The following is a 24,370-nucleotide window of genomic DNA, read 5'->3' on the forward strand; positions in this document are numbered from 1 at the left end:
ATGACCGAGCGGACCGAACCCGGCGAGGACATCGAGCCCGCCGAGCCGAAGCGGGTGGCCCGCACCGTCACGGACGTCCTGCAGCCCCGCAACGTCCTGCTGGTCGGCATGACGGCCATCGGCTACGCGTCAGCCGGCCACTGGAGCGGTCTTCTGTGGGGCCTCCTCGGCGCTCTGTGCGCGGGCCTCGTCCCCGCCGGGTACATCGAGTGGGAACGCAAGCGCGGCACCTGGGGCGACCGGCACGTCGTCGACCGGACCAAGCGCGCGCCGATCTTCTTCGTGATCCTCGGGTCCATCGGCACCGGCTCCCTGGTCATGACCCTCGGCCACGCGCCGACCGGCATCCTCGTCGCGATGCTGGCGCTGTGGGCGATGACCGTGGGCCTGCTGGCGGTCAACACCGTCTGGAAGATCTCCGTCGACTCCGCCGTCGCCTCGGCGGTCGTGGCCCTGCTCTCCGCGGTCCACTCCCCCTGGTGGCTCCTCGCCTACGCCATGACGGCCGCCGTGTGCTGGTCCCGCGTGGCGCTGCGGTACCACACGGTCGCCCAGACGGTGGCGGGCGCGAGTCTGGGCGCGGCGACGGCGGCGGCGTTCCTGCTCGTCTGAGCTCTACGCGGCTGAGGACCTGCGCTGTTGCCGGGGGCAGGTCGCGCAGATGTCCTCCGGCCGCAGCGTGTAGAGCAGGCAGCAGCTCACGCGGGTGCGCGTCGGCTCGCCGCACGCCTCCGGCGCCGGGTCCGGGCGGAAGGCGGCCGCGCCCGGGAGCGGGGCCGTGCCGCCCGGAAGCAGGGCGTCGGCGGCGCGCGCGGCGGCCCAGGGGTCGCCGAGCCCGCGCCCCAGGTGCCACAGGCCCTGCGCCAGCGCGTCGGTGACCAGGGCCCACATGCCGCGCTCGCCCCGCCGTACGAGCGGCCGGAACGCCTCCAGGACCGGGGCCAGGTGCGCGGCCACGGCGTCGCGCAGCTCGGCCTCCAGGACGGCCTCGGACGCGGCGGCGACGGTCTCCGTCCCGGGCGCCACCACGAGCCGCCGCGTCCGCCAGCCGTACGTCACGCCGTCGGCCGTCAGGCGCGGCACCCGGCGCTCCAGGTACCAGGGGCCGCTCATCGCGAGCGCGGCGGTGAAGGCGTACCGGTGCAGCACCCAGGTGGGCGCGACGTCGGGCCGCGGCCGTACGCCGTAGGTCTCGTGGATGCGCCGCTCCTCGGCCGCGACGACCGTCGCCACGGCGTCGGGGTCCTCCGCGAGCCGCCGGGCGCGGACCCAGTCGCCGCTCGGGGCGGGCTGCTCGGCCACCTCGATCCGCAGGTACGGCGAGGCGGCGGCCATCCGGCGGTACGCGTCGGCGACCGGCGCCAGGGCGGGGCGCTGCGGCAGTACGGCGGTGGCGGGCATACACATCCTCGGGAGGCGGAGTTAGGCAAGCCTTGCCTCATTATTACCAGCCGTCACATCGGTGCGCGCGCCGAACAGTCACTCCGTGGCACTCACCGCACCAGCGCCGCCCCCGCGGACACCGCCGCCAGACCCGCCGCCACGCTCGCCGCCACGTTGACGACCGCGTACGGCTTCGCGCCCGTCTCGGCCAGCCGGAGCGTCTCGTACGAGAACGTCGAGTACGTGGTCAGCGCCCCGCACAGCCCCGTCCCCAGCAGCAGCTGAGCCTCGGACGCGGCGCCGGTCAGCAGGCCCAGGAGCAGGCAGCCGGTCACATTGACCGTGAAGGTGCCCCAGGGGAAGACCGAGTCGTGCCGGGCCTGCACGGCCCGGTCGGTCAGGTACCGCAGCGGCGCGCCGACCGCGCCGCCGACGATCACGAGGAGCCAGTTCACCCGGTCACCGCCACCGGACGGCCCCGCCTGTCTCCGGCGCCCGCCCTCACGGCACCGCCCTCCGCACCAGCGCCCGGCGCGTCAGCCGGGCCGCCGCCCAGACGCCGGCGAGCGCCACCAGCACCGTCGCCACCAGGTACGCCAGCGCGGTCGCGGCGTCGCCCCGCCGCAGCAGCCGCTCGATGTCCACGGCGTACGCCGAGAACGTCGTGAACCCGCCCAGCACACCCGTGCCGAGGAACGGCCGCACCAGCCGGTGCACCGGGACCCCGCCCTCCGTGATCACCACCAACAGGACACCGATGAGCGCGCAGCCCACGCCGTTGATCGTCAGCGTGGCCCACGGGAAGCCGCCCGGCGCCGCCGGCCAGGCCAGCGACACCCCGTACCGGCCGGCGGCCCCCAGCGCGCCCCCGGCCGCCACCGCTCCCACGACGACGAGCTCCTCATTCCGTACGACACCCATGGGGCCAGGGTGTCAGGCCGGTCTCAGGGACTCACCGGCTCCCGGTCCGCAGGACCTCCGCGAGGAACGCGTCCAGCTCCACGTGCTCCTCGCCCGCCGGCACCGCCGCGTACGTCCGGTCCAGGAAGCCCCGCATCGACGGCGCCCACGCCGTGAAGACCGCGCTGTGCATCAGCTCGATGCACAGCTCCTCGCGCGTGCCGTTCACCTCCGGCCACACGCGTACGTCCCCCTCACCGACCGCGCCGCCCGTCACGCCCTTCAGTGCGTCGCGCAGCATGTCGCGGTCCAGCCGCCACTCGGCGTAGGTCCAGCCGCCGTGCGTGAAGTTGACGGTGACGGCGTACGGGTCCTGGGGGTCGTACGCCATGTGCGCCAGTACGGGGATCTCCTGGCCCGTCTGCGGGAGCAGCCGCATGAAGACCTTGTCGCGCAGGACCGCGTCCGCTTGCATGTCGTCCCTCCGGGAGAGCTCGTCCGGTCGGTTCGGTGCCGGCCGGTTCGGTGCCGACCGGTTCGGTGCCCGAGCTTTCCCAGTGCCCGCCCAGCGGCGATTGATGCGGCCGGGGCACGCTGTCGTCCGTACGGCGCACTCGCCCTGCGGGGCTGACGGCGGCTTTTTAACGTGACTGAATGATCGTCAGCTCGCTCGCGGCCGCCGCCCTCTACCTGGGGCCTTCCCTTCTGCCGGCCCTCCCGCCCGCCGCGCCGCCGTTCCCGGTGGAGCCCGCCCCGCCGCGCCCCGCCGCGGCCGTGGACGCGTCCCTCCTGCACCGTCCCGGCACCCAGGTCCGCCTGCCGCCGGGCGTGGCCCGGCCGCCGGTGCTGAGCGCCCGCTCGTGGCTGGTCGCGGACGCCCGCAGCGGTGCGGTGCTCGCCGCACACGACGCGCACAAGCGGCTGCCGCCCGCCTCCACGCTCAAGGTGCTCTTCGCGCTGGCCGCGCTGCCGGGGCTGTCGCCGGAGCGACCGCACACGGTCAGCAGGCACGAGCTGACCGGGATCGGTGACGGCAGCAGCCTGGTCGGCATCAAGGAGGAGATCACCTACCGGGTGGCGGACCTGTGGCGCGGGGTGTTCCTCAGTTCCGGCAACGACGCCGTGCGCGTGCTGGCGGGCCTCAACGGCGGCTGGGCTGCCACCGTCCGCGAGATGCAGGCCACCGCCGAGGCGCTCGGCGCCCGCGACACCAAGGTCGTCTCCCCGGACGGCTACGACGCGCCGGGCCAGGTCTCGTCCGCGTACGACCTCGCGGTCTTCGCCCGCGCGGGCCTGCGCGATCCGGACTTCGCCCGCTACTGCGCGACGCCGTACGCGAAGTTCCCGGCGGGCAGCTGGTCGTACGGCATCCGCAACACCAACCGGCTCCTCACCGGCGACGACGGCGTGGCCCGCTACCCCGGCATCCTCGGCGTGAAGAACGGCTACACCAGCGGCGCCGGCCACACCCTGATCGCCGCCGCCCGCCGGGACGGGCGCACGCTCGTCGTCACGGTGATGAACCCGCGCTCCGGCGGCGCGTACGCCGTCTACGAGGAGGCGCGCAAGCTGCTCGACTGGGGCTTCGCCACCGCCCCGCGCGCGCACCCGGTCGGCTCCCTGCTGGCCCCGCCGAAGCGCGGCCCCGACACCACGGCCGTCGCGGCGTCGGCCGCTCCCGCGGCGGCGGGCGCTCCCGCCGCGTCGGGCGCCCCGGCGGCCCCGGGGGCCCGGGCGGAGGCCCCCGTGCGGGACGACGGTCCGCACCTCTTCCTGCCGGCCACCTTCGTCATCTCGGCGTGTATCGCGGCGGCCACGCTGTGGTGGGTGCGGCGGCGCGTGGACACTCCGTTGGAGTAATGATCTGCGAAACGGGCTACTCATGACGTGCTCGGGGCCCCTCCCGGAAGGACCGATGCCATGCGTGTGTCCCGCCACCTGATCACCGGCGCCTGCGCCGGCGTCCTCGCCGTGGGCGCCGCGTTCTCCGCCCCGGCCGCGGCCGCCCCGGCCTCCGCCCCGGCGGCCCTGCACGCGCCCCACCCGGCGCCCACGCCGTCGCCGACGTACCGCGTCGGCGAGGCCATCACCAGCGTCAAGGGGCTGCCGTTCTGCGGCCTGCGGCAGGGCAACGCCTTCGTGCTCATCGACCAGGGCCGGGCGATCGTCGTGGACGGCACCGGGCACTTCGTCCAGGCCATCCTCAAGCCGGGCGAGAGCAACCGCGAGTACAAGGTGACGTTCCACAAGGACGGCAAGAGGGTCACCTACACGCCCGACGGCGCCGCCAAGCCGGTCACCGAGGTGTGCAAGCCGCTGAAGTGAGCGGGCACGCGACCGGGCGCGGTCCCGCGGAGGTCCGTGACACGGCGGCCCCGGACGCGGGAGCGTAGTCCCGTACGCACGCGCGTCAGGAGGCCGCCGCCATGCCCGTCCCCGTGATCCTGGACTGCGACCCCGGCCACGACGACGCCTTCGCGATCATGCTCGCCGCCGCGCACCCCGCCGTCCGGCTGCTCGGCATCACCACCGTCGCCGGGAACCAGACGGTGGAGAAGACCACCCTCAACGCCCGTCGCGTCTGCACCGTCGCCGGGATCGAGGGCGTGCCCATCGCCGCCGGCCTCGCGGGGCCGCTGCACGGCTCCGGGATCGTCGCGCGGAACATCCACGGCGAGTCCGGGCTCGACGGGCCCGGGTTCGGGGAGCCGACCGTGCCCGTCGACGACCGGGACGCCGTGACCTTCCTGCACGACACGCTCCTCGCGCACCCCGAGCCCGTCACGCTCGTACCGACCGGCCCCCTCAGCAACATCGCCGCGCTGCTGCTCGCCCACCCCGAGCTGGGCGAGCGGATCGGCCGCATCGTGCTGATGGGCGGGTCGACGGGGCGCGGCAACAGGACCCCGGCGGCCGAGTTCAACGTCCTGTCCGACCCGGAGGCCGCCGACATCGTCTTCACCAGCGGCCTTCCCGTCACCATGATCGGCCTGAACGTCAGCCACAAGGCGCTCGCCACCCCCGACGTCGTCGCCCGCATCGACGCCCTCGGTACGCCGCTGGCCCGCCTGTGCACCGAGCTGCTCACGTACTTCGGCGCCACCTACCGCGAGGTCTTCGGCTTCCCGGCCCCGCCGCTGCACGACCCGCTGACCGTCGCCCACCTCATCGACCCGGGCCTCGTCACGCTCGTCCACGCGCCCGTCGTCATCGAGCTCACCGGCACGCACACGCGCGGCGCCACCGTCGTCGACCTCGACGGGGTCACGGGCGCCGCGCCCAACGCGTACGTCGGCGTCGACGTGGACGTCCCCGCCTTCTGGGACCTCATCGTCGACGCCGTACGCGTCCTGGGCGCCCGCTGATCAGCGCCGCAGCGCCCACTTCTGCACGGACTCCAGCGGGCCGTGGGAGAAGCGGCGCAGCCACAGCGTCGAGCCCACCATCAGCACCGCGCACACCACCGCCCACAGGCCCATCACCCACCACGGCCGCCAGGAGTCGCCCAGCCGCGCGGCCAGGCCCAGGCCGATGCCGTACGAGGCGAGCATGCACAGCAGGTTCTGCAGCACGTACCCGGACAGGGCCGTCCGGCCCACCGAGGTGAGTCCGGTCATCAGCGGCCCCGGGCGGCGCGCCCGGTCCACCAGCGCCCCGATGAGCCCGATGTAGCCGACGGCCATGAGCGGCGCCGCGCCGTAGCGGCCCAGCAGGAAGTAGTCGGAACCGGCCAGCGCCACCGCCACGTTGAGCGGCGCGCCGAGCCCGAGGCCCCAGGCCAGCAGCCGCGCCCGCAGCCGCCGCGCCGCCTCGTCCGCGCCGAAGGCGCCCGCCCGGAAGAGCCGTACGCCCAGCAGGAAGAGGAACAGCAGGAGGAAGAAGCTCAGCACCGGCTCCAGGCGCAGGGCGATGGCGTTCTCCAGCCGGAAGGCGACCTGGTCGAGGTAGCCGCCGTGCGCGTACAGCTCGACGACGGCCGGGGAGACCGCGTCCCCACCGGCGCCGCCCGGGTCGTTGTCGGCGGTGGCCAGCACCGCCGTCAGCAGGCCCATGAGCGTCAGGTGCACACCGGCCGCCCACCACATCACCCGGCGCCGCGCCCGCTCGGAGCGCGTCAGCAGCCACGCCACCAGCAGCGCGGTCACCGCGTACCCCATGAGCACGTCCCATGCGAAGACCAGCACGAAGTGCACGGTCCCCTCCGCGAAGAGGAACAGCGCCCGCCACTTGTACCGCCCCGGCCACGGCTGCCCGCGCCGCGCCGCCGAGGCGTACTGGATGGCGAGCCCGGCGCCGAAGAGGATCGTCAGCAGCGACAGGAACTTCCCGTCCGCCAGCAGCCGGAACACCCCCTCGGCGGCCTCGGGGAAGGATCCGAACGTCACCTGCCCGAGGCTCCCCTGCAGGACACCCCACTCGGCGCCGCGGGCCGTGAAGACCCAGACGTTGGTCATGAGGGTGCCGAGGATGGCCGCTCCGCGCAGGACGTCGAGGAGGGCGAGCCGTTTCGTGCCGGTCCGTACGGGAGCGCGCAGTGTGTCGGTCATGCGTTCCATCGTTCCGGCGCGCCCCGCCGCAATCGTCGTGAGCGCGGACGAACCGGGACTACATCGAACGATGCAGCCGCCGGCGGCTCAGTCGTACACCTCGCCGACCTCCAGCACCCGCGCCGTGACGCGCCCGTCCGGCGTGCGCTCCGGGTCCGCCAGGAAGGCGCGGTAGGCCTCCTCGGACGGGAAGGCCAGCAGGTGGACCTCCGAGCGGCCGTCCGCCGTGCGCAGCCGCCGCTCCAGCCGGCCGCCATGGCGGGGCAGGAGCTCCAGCGTGCGCTCCTCGTGGGCGAGGGCGTCCTCCACGGCGTCGGCCGGGTAGTCCAGCACCACGGCCACCTGGAACGGCGGGGCCGCCGCCGAGGGGTCCAGCGGCTTCTCGAAGTACACGTCGACGTGGCCGCCCGGGACGCCCCGGACGCGGCCCGTCTCGACGTACCCGAGGCGCCGGTAGAAGGCCGGCGCCTGGAAGGTGTACGAGGAGACCGTCATGCGTGCGCAGCCGCGCCGCCGCGCCTCGTCCTCGGCCGCCCGCATCAGCCGGGTGCCGAGGCCGGTGCCCCGCTGGTCCTCGCGCACCCACAGCATGTCGACCGCGCCGAGGCCGCCCCACGTCCAGCCGGTGAGCCCGCCGACCACCTCGCCCGTCGTGCCGTCCGTGGCGCGGACGTACACGTCGGCGTGGTCGTCGGCGCCGGTGGCCGCCGTGTTGAACGCCGTCAGCTCGCGGTCGAGGAGCTCGTCCAGCTCCTCGTCCTCGGCGGAGACGGTGAGGTGCGCGCTGAGGTCCGCGCCGCCGGTCACTTGTCCTCCAGGTCGCCCTCGGTCTCCAGGAACACCTGCTTCAGCTGCTCCAGCACCTGCGGATCGGGCTTGGCCCACATGCCGCGCGACTCGGCCTCCAGGAGCCGCTCGGCGATGCCGTGCAGGGCCCAGGGGTTGGCCTCCTGGAGGAACGCGCGGTTCTCCGGGTCGAGGACGTACGCCTCCGTCAGCTTGTCGTACATCCAGTCGGCGACGACGCCGGTCGTGGCGTCGTACCCGAAGAGGTAGTCGACGGTCGCCGCCAGCTCGAACGCGCCCTTGTAGCCGTGGCGGCGCATCGCCTCGATCCAGCGCGGGTTGACGACGCGGGCGCGGAAGACGCGCGAGGTCTCCTCCACGAGCGTGCGGGTGCGGACGCTCTCCGGGCGGGTCGAGTCGCCGATGTACGCCTCGGGGGCCGTGCCCTTGAGCGCGCGGACGGTCGCGACCATGCCGCCGTGGTACTGGAAGTAGTCGTCGGAGTCCGCGATGTCGTGCTCACGGGTGTCGGTGTTCTTGGCCGCCACCGCGATGCGCTTGTACGCCGTCTCCATCTCGGCGCGGGCGGGCTTGCCCTCCAGGCCGCGCCCGTACGCGTAGCCGCCCCACACCGTGTACACCTCGGCGAGGTCGGCGTCGGTGCGCCAGTCGCGCGAGTCGATCAGCTGGAGGATGCCCGCGCCGTACGTGCCCGGCCGGGAGCCGAAGATGCGGGTGGTGGCGCGGCGTTCGTCGCCGTGCTCGGCGAGGTCGGCCTGCGCGTGGGCCCGTACGTAGTTGTCCTCGGCCGGCTCGTCGAGCGAGGCGGCGAGGCGCACGGCGTCGTCCAGCAGCCCGATGGTGTGCGGGAAGGCGTCCCGGAAGAAGCCCGAGATGCGCAGCGTCACGTCGACGCGCGGGCGGCCCAGCTCGGCGAGCGGGATGGGCTCCAGGCCGGTGACGCGGCGCGAGGCGTCGTCCCAGACGGGCCGGATGCCGAGGAGGGCGAGCGCCTCGGCGACGTCGTCGCCGGCGGTGCGCATCGCGCTCGTACCCCACAGGGACAGGCCGACGGAGGTGGGCCAGTCGCCGTTGTCGGTGCGGTAGCGCTGGAGCAGCGAGTCCGCGAGGGCCTGGCCGGTCTCCCAGGCGAGGCGGGAGGGGACGGCCTTGGGGTCGACGGAGTAGAAGTTGCGGCCGGTTGGCAGGACGTTGACCAGGCCCCGGAGGGGGGAACCGGAGGGGCCGGCCGGGACGAAGCCGCCGTTCAGGGCGTGGACGGCGTTGTCGAGCTCGTCGGTGGTGGCGGCGAGGCGCGGGACGACCTGGCGGGCGGCGAAGTCGAGGATCCGCGCCACGTCCGGGCCGTGGCCCTCGGCCACCCGGGCGACGGCGGCCGGGTTCCAGTCGGCGGCCTCCATCGCCTCGACCAGCGCGCGGGCCTTCTCCTCGGCGTCGTCGGCGGTGGTGCGGGTGGCGGCGGACTCGTCGAGGCCGAGGGCCTCGCGCAGGCCGGGCAGGGACTGCGTGCCGCCCCAGATCTGGCGGGCGCGGAGGATGGAGAGGACCAGGTTGACGCGCTCGGGGCCGGTCGGGGCGCCGCCCAGCACGTGCAGGCCGTCGCGGATCTGCGCGTCCTTGACCTCGCAGAGCCAGCCGTCGACGTGGAGCAGGAAGTCGTCGAAGCCGTCGTCGTCCGGCCGGTCCTCCAGGCCCAGGTCGTGGTCGAGCCGGGCGGCCTGGATCAGCGTCCAGATCTGGGCGCGGATGGCGGGCAGCTTGGCCGGGTCCATGGAGGAGATCTGCGCGTACTCGTCGAGCAGCTGCTCCAGGCGCGTGATGTCGCCGTACGACTCGGCGCGCGCCATCGGCGGCACCAGGTGGTCGATGAGCGTGGCGTGGGCGCGGCGCTTGGCCTGGGTGCCCTCGCCCGGGTCGTTGACGAGGAACGGGTAGATCAGCGGCAGGTCGCCGAGCGCGGCGTCGGGGCCGCAGGCGGCGGACAGGCCGGCGTTCTTGCCGGGCAGCCACTCCAGGTTGCCGTGCTTGCCGAGGTGGACCATGGCGTCCGCCCCGAAGCCGCCGTCGGCGGCCGGGGTGGCGATCCAGCGGTACGCGGCCAGGTAGTGGTGCGACGGCGGCAGATCGGGGTCGTGGTAGATCGCGATCGGGTTCTCGCCGAAGCCGCGCGGCGGCTGGATGAGGATGAGCAGGTTCCCGCGCCGCAGGGCGGCGAGGACGATATCGCCGTCTGGGTCGCCTTCGGCGGTACGGGAGCGGTCGAGGAACATCTCGCCGGGCGGCGGGCCCCAGTGCCGCTCGACGCCCTCGCGGAGCTCCTCGGGGAGGGTGGCGTACCAGCGCTTGTAGTCGGCGGCCGGGATGCGGACCGGGTTGCGGGCCAGCTGCTCCTCGGTGAGCCACTCCTGGTCGTGGCCGCCGGCCTCGATGAGCGCGTAGATCAGCTCGTCGCCGTCGCCGGAGGCCAGGCCGGGGACCTCGTCCGTGCCGAAGTCGTAGCCCTCCTCGCGCAGTCGGCGCAGCAGCGCGACGGCGGAGGCGGGGGTGTCGAGGCCGACGGCGTTGCCGATGCGGGAGTGCTTGGTGGGGTACGCGGAGAGGACCAGCGCCAGGCGCTTGTCGGCGTTCGGGATGTGGCGCAGCTTGGCGTGGCGCACGGCGATCCCGGCGACGCGCGCGGCGCGCTCGGCGTCGGCGACGTACGCCGGCAGGCCGTCGGCGTCGATTTCCTTGAAGGAGAACGGCACCGTGATGAGCCGCCCGTCGAACTCGGGTACCGCGACCTGGCTGGCGGCGTCGAGCGGCGAGAGGCCCTCGTCGTTCTCCTCCCAGGCGGAGCGCGGGCTCGTCAGGCACAGCGCCTGGAGGATCGGTACGTCGAGGGCGGCGAGCGCGCCCGCGTCCCACGACTCGTCGTCGCCGCCGGCCTGGGCCTCGGCGGGCTTGGTGCCGCCGGCGGCGAGGACGGTGGTGATGACGGCGTCGGCGGTGCGCAGGGTGTCCAGCAGCTCGGGCTCGGGGGCCCGCAGGGACGCCACGTAGAGGGGCAGCGCCTGGCCGCCCGCGTCCTCGATGGCGTCGCACAGGGTGTGGACGAAGGCGGTGTTCCCGCTCATGTGGTGGGCGCGGTAGTACAGCACGGCGACCGTCGGGCCGGTCGTGGTGCGGTTCTCGCGCTCCAGGGGGCCCCAGGTGGGCGCGGCGGCCGGCGGCTCGAAGCCGTGGCCGGTGAGGAGGACCGTGTCGGACAGGAAGCGGGCGAGCTGCTCCAGGTTGTCCGGGCCGCCGTGGGCGAGGTAGGCGTGCGCCTCGGCCGCGATGCCGATGGGGACGGTGGAGGTCTCCATGAGCTGGGCGTCGGGGGCCTGTTCGCCGGTCAGCACGACCAGCGGCTTGCCGCTCGCGCGCAGGGCGTCGAGGCCCTCCTCCCAGGCGCGGATGCCGCCGAGGAGGCGTACGACGACGAGGTCGGCGCCGTCCAGCAGCCCGGGCAGGTCTCCCCCATCGCCTTCGGCATGGGAGGTACCCCCATTCGCAGCGAGCCGGGCGGGGTTGGCGAACCGGTACGCGACCGGGCCTTCGGCCGCGCGGGCGCTCAGCAGGTCGGTGTCGGAGTGCGACAGCAGCAGGATCACGGCGTGCCGGGCCTTCCTCGGGGTGTCCTCGCCCCGGGTGGTCGTGGGTGGCGGGAGTTCCTGACTCGTCCGTCGTCTCCGTCGTCTCCGTCGTCTCCGTTGTCGGCGGAGTCGTCGGCGGAGTCGTCGGCGGACTCACAGTGGCGGGACCGCGCCGGATTCCCACCGGGCTTCCTCCCTAGGGCCCTGGGACCCTGTGCCGTCTGCATAGTAGAGGCTGCGCGTATGCTCGCCGCCATGCCGCCCAGCCCACCCATGCCTCAGGACCGGGGCGAAGCTCACATACGGGACAGCGCGCGGGACCGTGACCGTGACCGCGTACGCGACCGTGGTGACGCCTGCCCCGGCGCGCTGCGGCTGCACCGGGCCGACGACGGTGCGCTGGCCCGACTGCGCATCCCCACCGGCGTACTGACGCCTCGTCAGATCCTGGCGCTGGCCGACGCGGCGGACCGGCTCGGCGACGGGCACCTCTCCCTCACCTCGCGCGGCAACCTCGAACTGCGGGGCCTCGGCGAGGGCTGCGGGCTCGGCCTCGCGGAGCTGCTGCGGGACGCCGGGCTGCTGCCGGAGTCCGAACGGCACGAGCGCGTACGGAACATGGTCGTCTCGCCGCTCGCCCGCCCGGAGGTGCGGGCGTGGGCCGCGCGCCTGGACGCGCTGCTGTGCGCCGAGGAGTGGACGCTGGAGCTGTCCGGGCGCTTCCTGTTCGCCGTGGACGACGGCCGGGGGGATGTGGCGGCGCTGGCCCCGGATGTGACGTTGCTCGCAGAACCGGCGGGCACGGCTCTCGTGCGGGCCGGCGGCCCGGGCGCGTACCGGGTCGCGGGCGCCGACGCGCCGCGGGCCGCGCTGGCGGCGGCGGAGGCGTTCCTCGCGGCGGCCCGGGAGGCGGGCACGGGCGCGTGGCGGGTGCGGGAGCTGCCGGCGGGGCAGGACGTGGACGTGGCGGGACACCTGCGGCAGGCGTCGATCGCGGCGGAGCCCGTGCGGGACGCCGTGGTCCCGGCGGGCGCACCTCTCGCGCCCGGGGTGCTCGGCGAGGACACGGTCTCGGTGCTGGCCCGGCTGGGCCGGGTGACGACGGCGCAGTTCCGGGCGCTGCTGCCGGCCCAGGAGGTGCGGGTCACGCCGTGGCGCGGTTTCGTACTGCCGGGCTTCCCGGACCGGGCGGCCGCGGAGGAGCGGCTGCGCGCGCTGGACCGGGCCGGGTTCCTCACGCGCGCCGACTCGCCGTGGGCCGGCGTGACCGCCTGCACGGGCCGGCCGGGCTGCGCGAAGGCCCTGGCCGACGTACGGGCGGACGCGCGCCCGGTGGACGGCGGCCTGCCGGTCCACTGGTCGGGCTGCGCGCGCCGGTGCGGCCATCCCCAAGGCGTCGCGTGGGTGGACGTGGTGGCGACCGCCGAAGGCGCGTACCAGACGACCGTGACCGTACAAGGACCGACGAGATGAGCGAGAGCAGAGTGTTCGACTACGAGAAGGACGGGGCGGAGATCTACCGCCAGTCCTTTGCCACGATCCGCGCCGAGGCGGATCTCGCGGGCCTGCCGGCCGACGTGAGCCAGGTCGCCGTGCGGATGATCCACGCCTGCGGCATGGTCGACCTCGTCCGCGACCTCGCCTACACGCCCGACGTCGTCGCCCGCGCCCGCGAGGCGCTGCGCGCCGGGGCGCCGATCCTCTGCGACGCGCAGATGGTCGCGAGCGGTGTCACGCGCAAGCGGCTGCCCGCCGGAAACGACGTGGTCTGCACGCTCTCCGACCCGTCCGTGCCGGCCCTCGCCGCCGAGCTGGGCACCACGCGCAGCGCCGCCGCGCTGGAGCTGTGGCGCGACCGCCTGGAGGGGTCGGTCGTCGCGATAGGCAACGCCCCGACCGCGCTCTTCCGGCTCCTGGAGATGATCGACGCGGGCGCGCCGCGCCCCGCGGCGGTGCTCGGCATCCCGGTCGGCTTCATCGGCGCGGCCGAGTCGAAGGACGCGCTGGCGGCCTTCCCCGGTCTGGAGTCCCTGGTGGTCCGGGGCCGGCGGGGCGGCAGCGCGATGGCGGCGGCGGCGATCAACGCGATCGCGCACGAGGCGGAGATCCAGGCATGAGCGGGAAGCTGTACGGGGTCGGGCTGGGGCCCGGCGACCCGAATCTGATGACGGTGGCGGCGGTGAAGGCCATCGCGGCCGCCGACGTGATCGCGTACCACTGCGCGCGCCACGGCCGGTCGATCGCCCGGTCCATCGCGGCGGAACACATCCGCGAGGACCAGATCGAAGAGCGGCTGATGTACCCGCTGACGGTGGAGACCACCGACCACCCGGGCGGCTACCGGGGCGCGCTGAACGACTTCTACGAGGAGGCGTCGGCCCGGCTCGCCGCCCACCTGGACGCCGGCCGCACGGTCGCGGTCCTGGCGGAGGGCGACCCGCTCTTCTACGGCTCGTACCAGCACATGCACAAGCGCCTGGCGCACCGCTACGACACCGAGGTCATCCCGGGCGTCACGTCGGTGAGCGCGGCGGCGGCGCGGCTCGGTGAGCCGCTGTGCGAGGCCGAGGAGGTGCTGACGATCATCCCCGGCACGCTGCCGGAGGACGAGCTGACGGCGCGGCTCGCGGCCACGGACTCGGCGGTCGTGATGAAGCTCGGCCGGACCTTCCCCACGGTGCGGCGCGCGCTGGAGCGGGCGGGCCGGCTGGAGGACGCCCGGTACGTGGAGCGGGCGTTCATGTCCGGCGAGCGCACGGAAGCGCTGGCCTCGGTCGACGCGGACACCGTGCCGTACTTCTCGGTGGCGGTGCTGCCGTCGCGCATCGACGCGGAGGTCCCGGAGGCGCGGGAGACCGGCGGCGAGGTCGTGGTCGTCGGTACCGGCCCGGCGGGCGCGCCGTGGCTGACACCGGAGTCACGCGGGGCGCTGGTGAACGCCGACGACCTCGTCGGCTACACCACCTACCTGGACCGGGTGCCGGTGCTCCGGCCGGGCCAGCGGCGCCACGGCTCCGACAACAAGGTCGAGTCCGAGCGCGCCGAGTTCGCCCTGGACCTGGCCCGGCGCGGCCGCCGCGTCGCGGTGGTCTCGGGCGGCGACCCGGGCGTCTTCGCCATGGCGACGGCGGTCCTGGAGGTCGCCTCCCAGGACCCGTACCTCGACATCCCGGTCCGCGTCCTGCCGGGCGTCACGGCCGCGAACGCCGCCGCGGCGAAGGCGGGCGCCCCGCTGGGCCACGACTACGCGACGATCTCCCTCTCGGACCGCCTCAAGCCCTGGGAGGTCATCGCCGAGCGCCTGCGCGCGGCCGCCTCGGCGGACCTGGTCCTGGCCCTCTACAACCCCGGCTCCCGCTCCCGCACCTGGCAGGTCGCCAAGGCCCGCGAGCTGCTGCTGGAACACCGCGCCCCCGACACCCCGGTGGTCGTCGCCCGCGACGTCGGCGGCCCGGAGGAGTCGGTCCGCGTCCTGCCGCTGATGGACCTCGACCCGACGGAGGTCGACATGCGCACCCTGCTGCTGATCGGCTCCTCCCAAACCCAGGCGGTGCGGCGGACCGACGGCTCCGGCGCCGGCGACGGCCGCGTGGTGGCGTGGACGCCGCGGAGGTACCCGGAGGCGTGACGGCGCGCCCCGCACGGCGCCTTCTACCCGCCCGCGGACGACGGCGGTGCCTGGCGCGCCACACTGCCCGCACTGGGGAACGCCTTGCGCGAGGCGTTCCCCGGCGCGGAGCTGGATGTCGAGCCTCGCCGTGGAGGACGGTGAGGAGACGCCGTCCCCTCTGCCGGCTGAGGGCGGCGTCGACGACATGGAGGCGGCGCTGCGGGGGCATCTGGCGCGATTCGGCGCCGGATAGCCGCCGTCAGGTGGCGTCGGGAACAGCGCCGGTGAGCTTGGCGGCCACGCGCCGGGGATCAGTCCGCCCGTGGAGCCGGTCGAAGTCGGCTATGAGCTCGTCCAGCTTGTGCCGCACGTCAGTGGTGGCGGCGTCGACCTGCGGGGGGCCGCCGGCGGTTTCCTTCGTCATGGGCCCAGCGTGGCAGGCGAAGCCCCTGGTCGCACTGGTGCTGGCCCCCGCACCGGCTGTCGGGTCCGCCGGATGGGCAGGACCAGGCCGGTCGGGGATCGTCGGGGCATGACCACTCGGACCTTACGAACCCTCGCGCTCGCCGTCGCCGCGTCGGCGGTCGCCGCGACGCTGACCGCCTTCACCGCGCCCTCCGCCGGGGCCGCCGCTCCCGCCCTCGCGTGGGGCTCCTGTACGCACAAGGGAGCGCTGCCCGGGCAGGAGTGCGCCGATCTGGCCGTGCCGGTCGACTACCGCGAGCCCGACGGCCCGCAGCTCACCGTCGCCGTCTCGCGCCTGCGCAGCGAGCGCCCGGAGGCCCGGCGCGGGACGCTGCTGGTGATACCGGGCGGGCCCGGCGGCTCCGGGGTGCGCATGCTCTCCCAGAAGGGGGAGGCGCTGCGGAAGGAGCTGTCCGGGGCGTACGACCTGGTCGGCCTCGACCCGCGGGGCGTGGGCGGCAGCACCACCGCGAGCTGCCGCCTGCCCGAGGCGGACCGGCACCTGGTGACGCTGCGCTCGTGGCCCTCCCCGGACGGCTCCATCGCCGAGAACGTCACCCGCTCCCGGCGCGTCGCCGAGGCCTGCGCCCGCCATGGCGGCCCGGTGCTGCGCAGCCTCACCACGGCGAACGAAGTACGCGACATCGACCGGTTCCGCGAGGCGCTGGGCGAGGAGCGGCTGTCGGCGTGGGGAGTGTCGTACGGGACGTACGTCGGCGCCGTGTACGCGCAGAAGTACCCGCACCGCACGGACCGCTGGGTCCTGGACAGCAACGGCGACCCCGACCCCTCGCGCGTGGAGCGCGGCTGGCTGGCGAACATGGCGCGGGGCGCCGAGGACCGGTTCCCGGACTTCGCGGCCTGGGCCTCGGCTCCCACGACCCCGGAGCACCTGCGCCTCGCGGACCGCCCGCAGGCCGTGCGCCCGCTGTTCCTCGCCTTGGCGGCGCAGCTGGACCACGCGCCCCGGACGACCACCACCCCGGGCGTCCCCCTGACCGGCAACCGCCTGCGCCAGTCCCTCCAGAACGCCCTCAACAGCCACGACTTCACCCGGGTCGCCGGCCTCATCCGCGCCGCCCAGGACCCCCAGGCGATACCGACCCTCACCCCCGACGTCGCAGGCGCCCTCAGCGACACCGACGCGGCCGTCATCATCGCGGTCGTCTGCAACGACGTCCGGTGGCCCTCCTCGATACCCGCTCACCAGCAGGCCGTGACGACCGACCGCGCCCGCCACCCCCTGACGGCCGGCATGCCGGTGAACATCACGCCCTGCTCCTTCTGGAAGGACACCCCCGCGGACAAGCCCACCCGCATCACCGACGAAGGCCCCTCCAACATCCTGATGCTCCAGAACCTCCGCGACCCCGCCACCCCGTACGCCGGCGCCCTGAAGATGCGCGGGTCCTTCGGCGACCGCGCCCGCCTGGTCACGGTCGACGCAGGCGGCCACGGGTCCTACCTCGCCAACGGCAACGCCTGCGGCGACACAACGGCGACGGACTTCCTCCTGACGGGCGACCGCCCGGACCGGGACACGTACTGCCCTGGTAGCTGACGGCAAGGGGGTTGCACAGCTGTGTCAGGGCTGGTGGCTTCCGGCGACGACCGCGACCTTCCACTCGGAGGTTCCCCCGGCCACCCGGACCACGAGGCGCTGGACCTCTTTTTCCACGTGAACGACCCCCACGGTACGTACTCCGTCGCAGGCGACCGGGTGGGAATTGGCGGTGCTGTCTCGACTTCCGATGGACACCTTGCCCTTACCCGCACAGGCCGCGTAGACCGTGTAGGCCCCGTCCTCCGGGGTGAACGCGGGCAGTTCCCTCTCGCCGTTACCCGTGGTCTCGGCCACCAGGATCCGTGCCCGTGGGGGCAGGTCCAGGCTGAGTGACGGTGCGGAAGGCGCCTGTGTGGGCCGGCCCGACGGGGCTGTCGGACGAGCCTGGTCCGGCCCCTTCGCCTCAGGCCGCTCGGAGCAGCCCCCGACGAGGAGCAACGCGGCCACGGCGGCAGCGGTGAGGAGGTAGCGACGCAAGAGGTCTCCTAAGGGTGAGGACAGGCGCCTGGGCCGGTTGTCGTGGCTAGCGAATGCTCCAGCCCTCGCGGTAAGGAGCCCAGACGGTCATGTACTGCTTGTTCGCCTTCTGACAGGCGCTACCGCGGTAGTACTTGTAGCCGTAGACGTTTTCCTTCAAGATTCCGTAGTCGCCGTATGCTGTACTCTTCGCCGGGACCTTTCCATAGGCCTCGATTCCGGTTTCCGAAGTCCAGCTCTTCTTGGCATTTACGTTTATCTCTGCCTTGATCGAGCCGAGAACCACCACCTTCATCTCCCCGCTGAGGGTCACCGATCCCCCGATCTCGGTAGTCCCCGACTTCTTGGAGGTGAATTTGAATTCCAGGGCTCTGGACGTCTTGTTCTCGACGAAGGTGTGATACTTGACGTCCATAGTGTTCCTCGGGTTCTGAGTTGCCTTGAAGAACCAACCGGGCTTGCACTGAAGGCCGTAGGGCACCTTGTCGGTCACGTCCTCGACCGGTGCGACATTGTCCTCGGGTTCGCCTGGGATGGGCAGGTCTTCCTCAAGCTCCTGCCCTTCGACGTCCACCCCGACAAGGACTTCACCGGTCGACGGGTCCTCGCTGGCCGTCGAGGCAACGGCCACCGGCGCAGCTGTGCCGATGCCGAGCACCACAAGCACGGCGGCCGCACTGATGCGGCCGAGGTTTGACTTCACTAGCATGTTCCTTCGCTGGTCGGTGCGGGCACGGCCCCCGGCGCACGTCATGGCCTGGAAACCGTGTGCGTTTGGGGAGTGCCCGCGCCTCCAGAGATCCTGGAGGCGAAATGGACAGTAATCCCGACCAGACATCCGCCGACAGACGCTTTTAGCGCGTGGCCAGATTCCCTGATGGGACAATCCGGACGAAATGTCCATCCATGCACCCCCGGGGGCCTTCCGACCGTCCAGACCGAGTAAACCGGGGAATAGAATGGCCGATCTTCGCGGTTCGGAAGCTCAAGTTCCCCTCAGGTGAATATCGACTATTGAGCTTGGTCTCAAAAGTTTGGATGACACTCAGAGCGGAACTCGACGGTGTGGCGAATGCTCGTCAGCCGGCTCGCAGACCACCCCGCCACCCCGCCACCCCGTACGCCGGCGCCCTGAAGATGCGCGAGTCCTTCGGCGACCGCGCCCGCCTGGTCACGGTCGACGCGGGCGGCCACGGTTCCTACCTGGCGAACGGCAACGCCTGCGGCGACGCGGCGGTGACGGACTTCCTCCTGACGGGCGACCGCCCGGACCGGGACACGTACTGCCCTGGTACCTGACCGCACCATCGGCCGACGGGCAAACCGCCTCAGTCCTCCACAGGGGCCGATGCCCTTGGTGACGAGGGCGTCGACGACGTGGTGGCGCAGGAAGGCGCAGCCGCGTCACAGAACCTCGCCGCGGCTCCGTGCGTTCGCCTCTGCTGCCTTCGCGCGCAATTCCCTTATGGGTGTGGCGAGGTGGACGTCTTCCGGTTCCGCGTCCCATGCGTCGCCGCCGTTGGCGGGGCGGATCCGATGGCGACCGTTCACGGTCTCCACGTAGAGACCGACTCTGCCCGTGGCGGCGTCACGTACGAGCTCACCTGCCTCCAGGTCCCTCATGGATGCTCCCCGCTTGATGACAGTGGCGAGCCGTTCCACCACGTCCGGACGTGCGCGGCCCAGGGTGACGAGGTATTTGCCGCCGTCCATGCAGGGGCCGTCGAGGCCGAGGGAGGGCAGGGTGAGGCCTGCGGCAAACAGTGCTTGGCGAAGGTTCTTCAGGGCCGCCTGCGCCATGTCCCCGGGCTCGGCGTCGGAGCGGGCCAGGGCCGGCGGCCCGAGAACGTCGAGCAGACGACCGGCCACGTCGTCGCGCAGCGGCTCGACGTGTACGTACGAACGGCCATGGATGGCCTCCGTGGCGTGCATGAGGATGTGGAATCCGCGAGCCAGCAAGGCGAGGTGGAGGTCTTCCGCGAGGCGCGCGGCCGGATCTTGCAGTTCAGGGGCTTTGCCCATGGAGGTACTCCGCTCTCTCAGGCGCCGAGACATCTCTAGAGATGTGACCCACAGGAAAGCGTGACTGCCGGACCCCCGTCAAGGCATCTCTAGAGATGTTCGAGGAGGGCACGCCTATGCGAGGCGGTTGAAGGGCCCTTTAAGGTGTCTAGAGAGGAAGGAAGTGATCGGTTCATGGCGCAGGGCAACGACCGTCAGCCCAAGTACCAGCGCATCGCGGACGAGTTGAAAGCCGCGATCCAGGCGGGCGTGTACGGGCCCGGCGATCGGCTGCCGGGCGAGAACGACCTCATGGCCACGTACGAGGTGGCGCGGATGACCGCACGCCAGGCTCTGGGCGTCCTGCAGAACGAGGGCGTGGCCGAGGCGCGCAAGGGTGCGGGCGTCTTCGTTCGCGCCTTCAAGCCGCTCCGAAGGCGAGGGCTCCCTCGGCTGTCCCGAGACCAGTGGGGCTCCGGCAAGTCCATCTGGGCAGCAGACATCGAGGACCGACCGCTCTCCGTTGACCAGATCGAAGTGACCGAAGCCCCGGCCGACGCACGCGTCGCCGAGGCGCTGGGCCTGGCGCCCGAAAGGCTGGTCTGTGTACGTAGCCGTCGCTACGTCCTTGACGCCAAGCCGGTCATGCTCGCCACGTCCTACCTGCCCAGCGATATCGTCGCGGGCTCAGCGATCACCGAAGTGGACACCGGACCTGGCGGCGTTTACGCCCGCCTCGCCGAGCTCGGACACGAGCCCGTGCACTTCCGCGAGGAGATCCGATGCCGGATGCCCTCGGGCAACGAGGCGGAGCGCCTGGCCCTGCCCTCGGGGACGCCGGTAATCCTGGTGTGCCGCACCGCCCTCACAGGCGACGGCCGTGCGGTGGAGCTCAACGAGATGACGCTGGACTCGAACTCGTACGTCCTGGAGTACGCCTTCGACGCATGAGCGGGGCAAGGCCGGTTCGGAAGCCCTCACGGCCCCGGCGCGAGCACCATCCGGGCGATCGCCATCAGCATCAGGCACGCGGAAATGGCGTACCACCAACGTCGTATGCGCCCCACTGCGACGAAAGCCGCCGTAATGGCCGTCGCCACCAACTCGGTTCCCAAGCCGAGTACGGCCATCAGCCGGACGGTGTCGGTGACGGTCACGTCCCAGGGACCTTCGGACTCGGTGAGCAGCGCGTTGAGTACGAAGAAGCCGCCGACGGTGTGCAGCACGATCAGGGCAGCGACGCAGAGGGCCGTCGCGAACAGCGCCGCCAGCCGCCTGCTCGTGGCTCCCTTCGCTCCCTGCTCAGTCACTCAGCGCCTGCCTCGCGTCGTCCAGATTGCGACTGAAGCCACGACCGTACGCCTGGGCGTCATCAGTCTGCCAACCCGGACCGCCGTTGTACCGGGCCGCCAGTTCCTGGTAGTGCGCCGACGTCATCCGCTCTGGCGGCACATCGGCGAAGGAGCTTTCCGCCTTAAGCTGCGCAAGGTACTCCGACGCTATGTAAATGTTGGTTGACGGGTCCTGCGTCGCCGCCTCGACCTCGTCTCGCTGGGCCTGCGTCATGTTTTCCGGGTCGTAACCCAGTACCTCGGCCGAGCGGCGTAGCTGAATGGCGATCGGCCCCATGGAAGTCTGATCCGCTTCGCCGGTAAGGCCGACTTTGTCGGCCACCCATTGAAACTCTGGCCACACCTCGTACTGGTTCCGACGGTAGTTCTCGCTCACGTCATCGACCCACTTCGGATCGCCCTGTACTTCCTGCCAAGCGATGCCCGCGATCATGTCGGCTGGCAGGCCTGTGTACTCGGCGGCGTCCATGATGTGCTGCCGATTGGTGCGGATCCACTCACGCCGGTCGTTGTCGGAGTTGGACGGCAGCCACTGATTCTGGTCCATCGCGGGCGGCAATCCATCAAGCCGGGAACGGATCTCCTGTAGCTTCGGCGACACACGGTCACCGCCCACGGCGGGAGCGATGCCGTCGACCCTGGGGCCGACACCGGGCAGCGCGGCATTGGGGTCGTTCTGCGCCTCGCCGACTTCCCGCCGGAAGGCTGGCATTCCGGCGAGCAGCACCGAAGGGTGCGGCACATCTCCGCGGAAGTCCGGAATTGATCCCTGAGCCTTGGCGAGTTCAGCGACACACGTCCGCCGCGCTTCGCGCTCGATCCGCTCCGCATCGCCAAAGGCTTGCTTGGCCGCATCGTAGTGTCGCTCCGCCTCCTCCCTTATCTCGTCGACATCAACGGTGATCTCCGCGAGCCAGTCCAGGGCACTGGTCCTCTTGCGAAGGTCCTCCCACTGGCGCATGGGTTCGGCACGCTGCGCCGTCTCCGTGACGGGTTCGGCAACCCTCGACATGACCCCGGACAGCGCCACCTCGCTGCTACGGCCGTCGTCGAAACACTTCTTGGCGCGCTCAACGGCATCGGCGTAGTCGATGAGGGCCCTCCAGGCGGTGCGGAAAGCGGACGACAGGTGGGTGGCTAGGCTCTCTGCCTCCCTAAGCCGCTTGGTGTAAAGGTCGTTGGCCACACTCACCCACTCGGTACGTGAGGCCTTGAGAAATGCGATGTCGGTTGACTCCAGCAGTTGGTGAAGGCGCCGGTACTCTTGCGCGTTACGTTCGATGAGTGCGGGGTTGCACAACTCGAGGAACTCGACATCCACGCGGTACGTCATGGCGGTCACCGATCCTCGGACGGCACGAAGCGTCCCTGTTCGAGGATCTTGTGAAACTCCGCTTGCGTTGCCTGGTCGACCTCGACGTAGTCGCTGCCGGATTCCCTCAGCTTGGTGGACAGGGCTGCCAGGAGGGACACCGTGTCCAGGTACTGGTCATTGCTGAAGCGCGCAAACGCGTCGAGCGTTGCGGAGACCTCTGGGTGCGTACGAGGCACCCGGGCCATGACCGTCAGCTCACCGTCGGGACGGCCCTGGTAAAGCAGTCCGGCAAGCTCCACCAACAGGTTCGAGTTCCCATTGATCGACGCGGCATTGGCCGAGAATCCATCGTTGTGTGCTGACATCTGACCCCCCGATTCGCTTTCGTGATCAACGATTGTAGGACTTGCGGGTCCTCGTCGTCAGGCGCATACGCCTTGCCGCGATCACACTCCGCTGCCCCCGCGACACTGAACCGCCGCCCACGCCACCGCCTCCTCCACCGTCCCCACCGACGCGACCCCCGCCGGCACCGGCGGCCGTCGGACCACGACGACCGGGAGGCCGGCCTCGCGGGCGGCCGTCAGTTTCGGGGACGTCGCGGTGGAGCCGCTGTCCTTGGTGACCAGGACGTCGACGGCGTGGCGGCGCAGCACCTCGCGCTCGCCCTCCAGGGTGAAGGGCCCCCGGTCGAGGAGGACCTCCAGGTGGGGCGGGAAAGGGGGCTCCGGCGGGTCGACCGAGCGGAGGAGGAACCAGGCGTCGGTGACGTGGGCGAAGGAGGCGAGGCCCATGCGGCCCGTGGTGAGGAAGATGCGGCGGCCCAGCCGCCGGGCCGTGTCCGCCGCCTCGGGGAGGGTGTCCACGAGGTGCCAGTCGTCCCCCTCGACGGGGGCCCACCCGGGACGGCACAGGGCGAGCAGGGGAACATGGGCTGCGGCGGCCGCCCGGGCCGCGTTCGAGCTGATGGTGTCCGCGAAGGGATGAGTGGCGTCGATGACCGCGTCCACCTGGTGTGCGCGCAGCCAGCGGGCGAGGCCCTCCGCTCCGCCGAAACCGCCGATCCGCACCTCGCCCGGGGGCAGCCGCGGGGCGGCCACGCGGCCCGCGAGCGAGGTGGTCACCCGCACGGCGGCCTGCGTGTGCAGGGTCTCGGCCACGCGGCGGGCCTCGGTCGTACCGCCGAGGAGGAGTATGTGCACGGTGACGGTCCATGGGTGAGGCGACGGGTGGGCGCAGTGCGCAACTCAAGCACACCGGGCTCCGTTCCGGGTGGACGACCGGGGCCTGTGCCACGGCGGCCACGACCGCCGCGTACACCGCGCTGCTCACCGGGGACTTCCCCGACCCGGTGACCATCAGCCTGCCGAAGGGGCAGACACCCGCCTTCGCGCTCGCCACCGAGGATCTCAAGGGCGACCGCGCCATGGCCGGGATCGTCAAGGACGCCGGGGACGATCCCGATGTGACGCACGGGGCACTGATCAGGGCCACGGTCCGGATGCTCCCGCCGGGCGCCGGCGTGGTCTTCCGCGCCGGACCGGGCGTCGGGACGGTCACGCGGCCGGGCCTGCCGCTGGAGGTGGGCGAGCCGGCCATCAACCCCGTGCCCCGGCAGCTGATGCGCGAGCACGTCGCCCGCGTCGCCGCCGCGCACGGCGGCACCGGTGACGTCGAGATCACGGTCTCGGTCGACGACGGCGAGGAGATCGCCCGTTCCACGTGGAACCCCCGCCTCGGCATCCTGGGCGGGCTGTCCATCCTCGGTACGACCGGGGTCGTCGTGCCGTACTCGTGCTCCGCCTGGATCGACTCCATCCGGCGCGGCGTGGACGTCGCCCGGGCGGCGGGCCGCACGCACCTCGCCGGGTGCACGGGATCGACATCCGAGAAGACGGTCGTGTCCCTCTACGGGCTGCCCGAGGACGCGCTGCTGGACATGGGCGACTTCGCGGGCGCGGTGCTGAAGTACGTACGCCGGCACCCGGTCGAGCGGCTCACCATCTGCGGCGGCTTCGCCAAGCTGTCCAAGCTGGCCGCCGGCCACCTCGACCTGCACTCGGCGCGCTCCCAGGTCGACAAGGGGTTCCTCGCGGAGCTGGCCCGCGCGGGCGGCGCCGACGAGGAGCTCGCGGCGCGGGTGGCGGAGGCCAACACCGGGCTCGCCGCGCTGCAGCTGTGCGCCGCGCGGGGCGTGCCGCTGGGCGACCTGGTCGCCGACACCGCCCGCGACCAGGCCCTCGCCGTGCTGCGCGGCGCCCCGGTCGCGGTGGACGTCGTCTGCATCGACCGGGCCGGGACGGTCGTCGGCCGCAGCGAGGTGCAGGGCTGA

25 protein-coding genes, 1 pseudogene and 1 riboswitch are annotated in these 24,370 nt (G+C 72.6%); of the genes and pseudogenes, 11 read left to right on the forward strand and 15 right to left on the reverse strand.

The window, feature by feature from the left end; all coding sequences use genetic code 11:
• Complete coding sequence (locus AC07FJ_RS14705) at positions 1 to 612, forward strand: hypothetical protein (protein WP_479049502.1); 612 nt, start codon at positions 1 to 3, stop codon at positions 610 to 612.
• Positions 613 to 615: 3 nt separating this feature from the next.
• On the opposite strand, the gene AC07FJ_RS14710 is transcribed toward AC07FJ_RS14705, so the two are convergent.
• The 4 genes from AC07FJ_RS14710 to AC07FJ_RS14725 form a co-directional block, all read right to left on the reverse strand.
• A complete protein-coding gene (locus AC07FJ_RS14710) occupies positions 616 to 1,401 on the reverse strand; it encodes a (2Fe-2S)-binding protein (RefSeq protein ID WP_479049005.1) in 786 nt (261 codons plus the stop codon).
• A gap of 92 nt (positions 1,402 to 1,493) precedes the next feature.
• Entirely contained in the window at positions 1,494 to 1,838 is a 345-nt protein-coding gene (crcB, locus tag AC07FJ_RS14715) for a fluoride efflux transporter CrcB (RefSeq protein WP_479049007.1), read from the reverse strand.
• 46 nt (positions 1,839 to 1,884) lie between these two features.
• Positions 1,885 to 2,304 carry a fluoride efflux transporter FluC gene (locus tag AC07FJ_RS14720; RefSeq protein ID WP_479049008.1) on the reverse strand — a complete coding sequence of 140 codons (420 nt, stop codon included), beginning with the start codon at positions 2,302 to 2,304 and terminating at the stop codon, positions 1,885 to 1,887.
• A gap of 31 nt (positions 2,305 to 2,335) precedes the next feature.
• Positions 2,336 to 2,758 (reverse strand): SsgA family sporulation/cell division regulator, encoded by a 423-nt coding sequence (locus AC07FJ_RS14725; protein WP_479049009.1) that lies wholly within the window; start codon positions 2,756 to 2,758, stop codon positions 2,336 to 2,338.
• 179 nt (positions 2,759 to 2,937) lie between these two features.
• Here AC07FJ_RS14725 and AC07FJ_RS14730 point away from each other — a divergent pair, with 179 nt between their 5' ends.
• The 3 genes from AC07FJ_RS14730 (at position 2,938) to AC07FJ_RS14740 (ending at position 5,648) form a co-directional block, all read left to right on the forward strand.
• Positions 2,938 to 4,143 carry a D-alanyl-D-alanine carboxypeptidase family protein gene (locus AC07FJ_RS14730; protein ID WP_479049010.1) on the forward strand — a complete coding sequence of 402 codons (1,206 nt, stop codon included), beginning with the start codon at positions 2,938 to 2,940 and terminating at the stop codon, positions 4,141 to 4,143.
• 60 nt (positions 4,144 to 4,203) lie between these two features.
• On the forward strand, positions 4,204 to 4,608 hold the full coding sequence (locus AC07FJ_RS14735) for a hypothetical protein (RefSeq protein ID WP_479049012.1): 405 nt from the start codon (positions 4,204 to 4,206) through the stop codon (positions 4,606 to 4,608).
• Positions 4,609 to 4,709: 101 nt separating this feature from the next.
• A complete protein-coding gene (locus AC07FJ_RS14740) occupies positions 4,710 to 5,648 on the forward strand; it encodes a nucleoside hydrolase (protein WP_479049014.1) in 939 nt (312 codons plus the stop codon).
• Here AC07FJ_RS14740 and AC07FJ_RS14745 read toward each other — a convergent pair whose 3' ends face one another.
• The 3 genes from AC07FJ_RS14745 to cobN all read right to left on the reverse strand — a co-directional run bounded on the left by AC07FJ_RS14745 (position 5,649) and on the right by cobN (position 11,272).
• Positions 5,649 to 6,830, reverse strand: coding sequence for a DUF418 domain-containing protein (locus AC07FJ_RS14745; RefSeq protein ID WP_479049015.1), 1,182 nt, complete (start codon positions 6,828 to 6,830; stop codon positions 5,649 to 5,651). It lies immediately after the preceding gene.
• Between the two features lie 87 nt (positions 6,831 to 6,917).
• On the reverse strand, positions 6,918 to 7,637 hold the full coding sequence (locus AC07FJ_RS14750; protein WP_479049016.1) for a GNAT family N-acetyltransferase: 720 nt from the start codon (positions 7,635 to 7,637) through the stop codon (positions 6,918 to 6,920).
• Positions 7,634 to 11,272 (reverse strand): cobaltochelatase subunit CobN, encoded by a 3,639-nt coding sequence (cobN, locus tag AC07FJ_RS14755; RefSeq protein WP_479049018.1) that lies wholly within the window; start codon positions 11,270 to 11,272, stop codon positions 7,634 to 7,636. Before cobN ends, AC07FJ_RS14750 begins: the two co-directional genes overlap by 4 nt.
• Positions 11,273 to 11,326: 54 nt before the next feature.
• Positions 11,327 to 11,449, reverse strand: a riboswitch (cobalamin riboswitch).
• A gap of 48 nt (positions 11,450 to 11,497) precedes the next feature.
• On the opposite strand from cobN, the gene AC07FJ_RS14760 reads away from it, so the two are divergent.
• From AC07FJ_RS14760 to AC07FJ_RS14770, 3 genes are read left to right on the forward strand one after another with little or no spacing between them, the layout of a single operon-like run.
• Positions 11,498 to 12,727 carry a cobalamin biosynthesis protein CobG gene (locus tag AC07FJ_RS14760; protein WP_479049020.1) on the forward strand — a complete coding sequence of 410 codons (1,230 nt, stop codon included), beginning with the start codon at positions 11,498 to 11,500 and terminating at the stop codon, positions 12,725 to 12,727.
• Complete coding sequence (locus tag AC07FJ_RS14765) at positions 12,724 to 13,371, forward strand: precorrin-8X methylmutase (RefSeq protein WP_468286420.1); 648 nt, start codon at positions 12,724 to 12,726, stop codon at positions 13,369 to 13,371. The genes AC07FJ_RS14760 and AC07FJ_RS14765 overlap by 4 nt, the downstream gene beginning before the upstream one ends.
• Positions 13,368 to 14,882, forward strand: coding sequence for a precorrin-2 C(20)-methyltransferase (locus AC07FJ_RS14770; protein ID WP_479049023.1), 1,515 nt, complete (start codon positions 13,368 to 13,370; stop codon positions 14,880 to 14,882). The genes AC07FJ_RS14765 and AC07FJ_RS14770 overlap by 4 nt, the downstream gene beginning before the upstream one ends.
• 241 nt (positions 14,883 to 15,123) lie before the next feature.
• Here the strand turns inward: AC07FJ_RS14770 and AC07FJ_RS14775 are convergent, their stop codons facing one another.
• Positions 15,124 to 15,288: a hypothetical protein gene (locus AC07FJ_RS14775; protein WP_479049024.1), complete on the reverse strand. Its 165-nt coding sequence runs from the start codon at positions 15,286 to 15,288 to the stop codon at positions 15,124 to 15,126.
• 108 nt (positions 15,289 to 15,396) lie between these two features.
• Here AC07FJ_RS14775 and AC07FJ_RS14780 point away from each other — a divergent pair, with 108 nt between their 5' ends.
• The gene (locus AC07FJ_RS14780) at positions 15,397 to 16,890 is read left to right on the forward strand and encodes an alpha/beta hydrolase (protein WP_479049027.1); all 1,494 of its coding nucleotides are present in this window, start codon (positions 15,397 to 15,399) and stop codon (positions 16,888 to 16,890) included.
• A 24-nt stretch (positions 16,891 to 16,914) separates the two neighbouring features.
• On the opposite strand, the gene AC07FJ_RS14785 is transcribed toward AC07FJ_RS14780, so the two are convergent.
• Both AC07FJ_RS14785 and AC07FJ_RS14790 read right to left on the reverse strand, forming a co-directional pair.
• Complete coding sequence (locus AC07FJ_RS14785) at positions 16,915 to 17,187, reverse strand: hypothetical protein (RefSeq protein ID WP_479049030.1); 273 nt, start codon at positions 17,185 to 17,187, stop codon at positions 16,915 to 16,917.
• 229 nt (positions 17,188 to 17,416) lie between these two features.
• The gene (locus AC07FJ_RS14790) at positions 17,417 to 18,073 is read right to left on the reverse strand and encodes a hypothetical protein (RefSeq protein WP_479049032.1); all 657 of its coding nucleotides are present in this window, start codon (positions 18,071 to 18,073) and stop codon (positions 17,417 to 17,419) included.
• A gap of 398 nt (positions 18,074 to 18,471) precedes the next feature.
• Between AC07FJ_RS14790 and AC07FJ_RS14795 the strand changes: the two are divergent.
• A pseudogene (locus AC07FJ_RS14795) lies at positions 18,472 to 18,669 on the forward strand (alpha/beta hydrolase); the annotation flags it as partial.
• A 105-nt stretch (positions 18,670 to 18,774) separates the two neighbouring features.
• On the opposite strand, the gene AC07FJ_RS14800 reads toward AC07FJ_RS14795, so the two are convergent.
• Positions 18,775 to 19,392 (reverse strand): hypothetical protein, encoded by a 618-nt coding sequence (locus AC07FJ_RS14800; RefSeq protein ID WP_479049034.1) that lies wholly within the window; start codon positions 19,390 to 19,392, stop codon positions 18,775 to 18,777.
• 174 nt (positions 19,393 to 19,566) lie between these two features.
• Here AC07FJ_RS14800 and AC07FJ_RS14805 point away from each other — a divergent pair, with 174 nt between their 5' ends.
• Complete coding sequence (locus tag AC07FJ_RS14805) at positions 19,567 to 20,322, forward strand: GntR family transcriptional regulator (RefSeq protein WP_479049037.1); 756 nt, start codon at positions 19,567 to 19,569, stop codon at positions 20,320 to 20,322.
• A 26-nt stretch (positions 20,323 to 20,348) separates the two neighbouring features.
• On the opposite strand, the gene AC07FJ_RS14810 is transcribed toward AC07FJ_RS14805, so the two are convergent.
• From AC07FJ_RS14810 to AC07FJ_RS14825, 4 genes are all read right to left on the reverse strand, one after another.
• Complete coding sequence (locus AC07FJ_RS14810) at positions 20,349 to 20,681, reverse strand: hypothetical protein (protein ID WP_479049040.1); 333 nt, start codon at positions 20,679 to 20,681, stop codon at positions 20,349 to 20,351.
• Positions 20,674 to 22,056, reverse strand: a complete 1,383-nt coding sequence (locus tag AC07FJ_RS14815) for a hypothetical protein (protein ID WP_479049504.1) — start codon at positions 22,054 to 22,056, stop codon at positions 20,674 to 20,676. Before AC07FJ_RS14815 ends, AC07FJ_RS14810 begins: the two co-directional genes overlap by 8 nt.
• 5 nt (positions 22,057 to 22,061) lie before the next feature.
• Positions 22,062 to 22,403 carry a hypothetical protein gene (locus AC07FJ_RS14820; protein WP_479049043.1) on the reverse strand — a complete coding sequence of 114 codons (342 nt, stop codon included), beginning with the start codon at positions 22,401 to 22,403 and terminating at the stop codon, positions 22,062 to 22,064.
• A gap of 81 nt (positions 22,404 to 22,484) precedes the next feature.
• A complete protein-coding gene (locus tag AC07FJ_RS14825) occupies positions 22,485 to 23,240 on the reverse strand; it encodes a cobalt-precorrin-6A reductase (protein WP_479049045.1) in 756 nt (251 codons plus the stop codon).
• Positions 23,241 to 23,251: 11 nt separating this feature from the next.
• On the opposite strand from AC07FJ_RS14825, the gene AC07FJ_RS14830 reads away from it, so the two are divergent.
• On the forward strand, positions 23,252 to 24,370 hold the full coding sequence (locus AC07FJ_RS14830; RefSeq protein WP_479049047.1) for a cobalt-precorrin-5B (C(1))-methyltransferase: 1,119 nt from the start codon (positions 23,252 to 23,254) through the stop codon (positions 24,368 to 24,370).

The organism is Streptomyces sp. NPDC045998 (assembly GCF_056430285.1).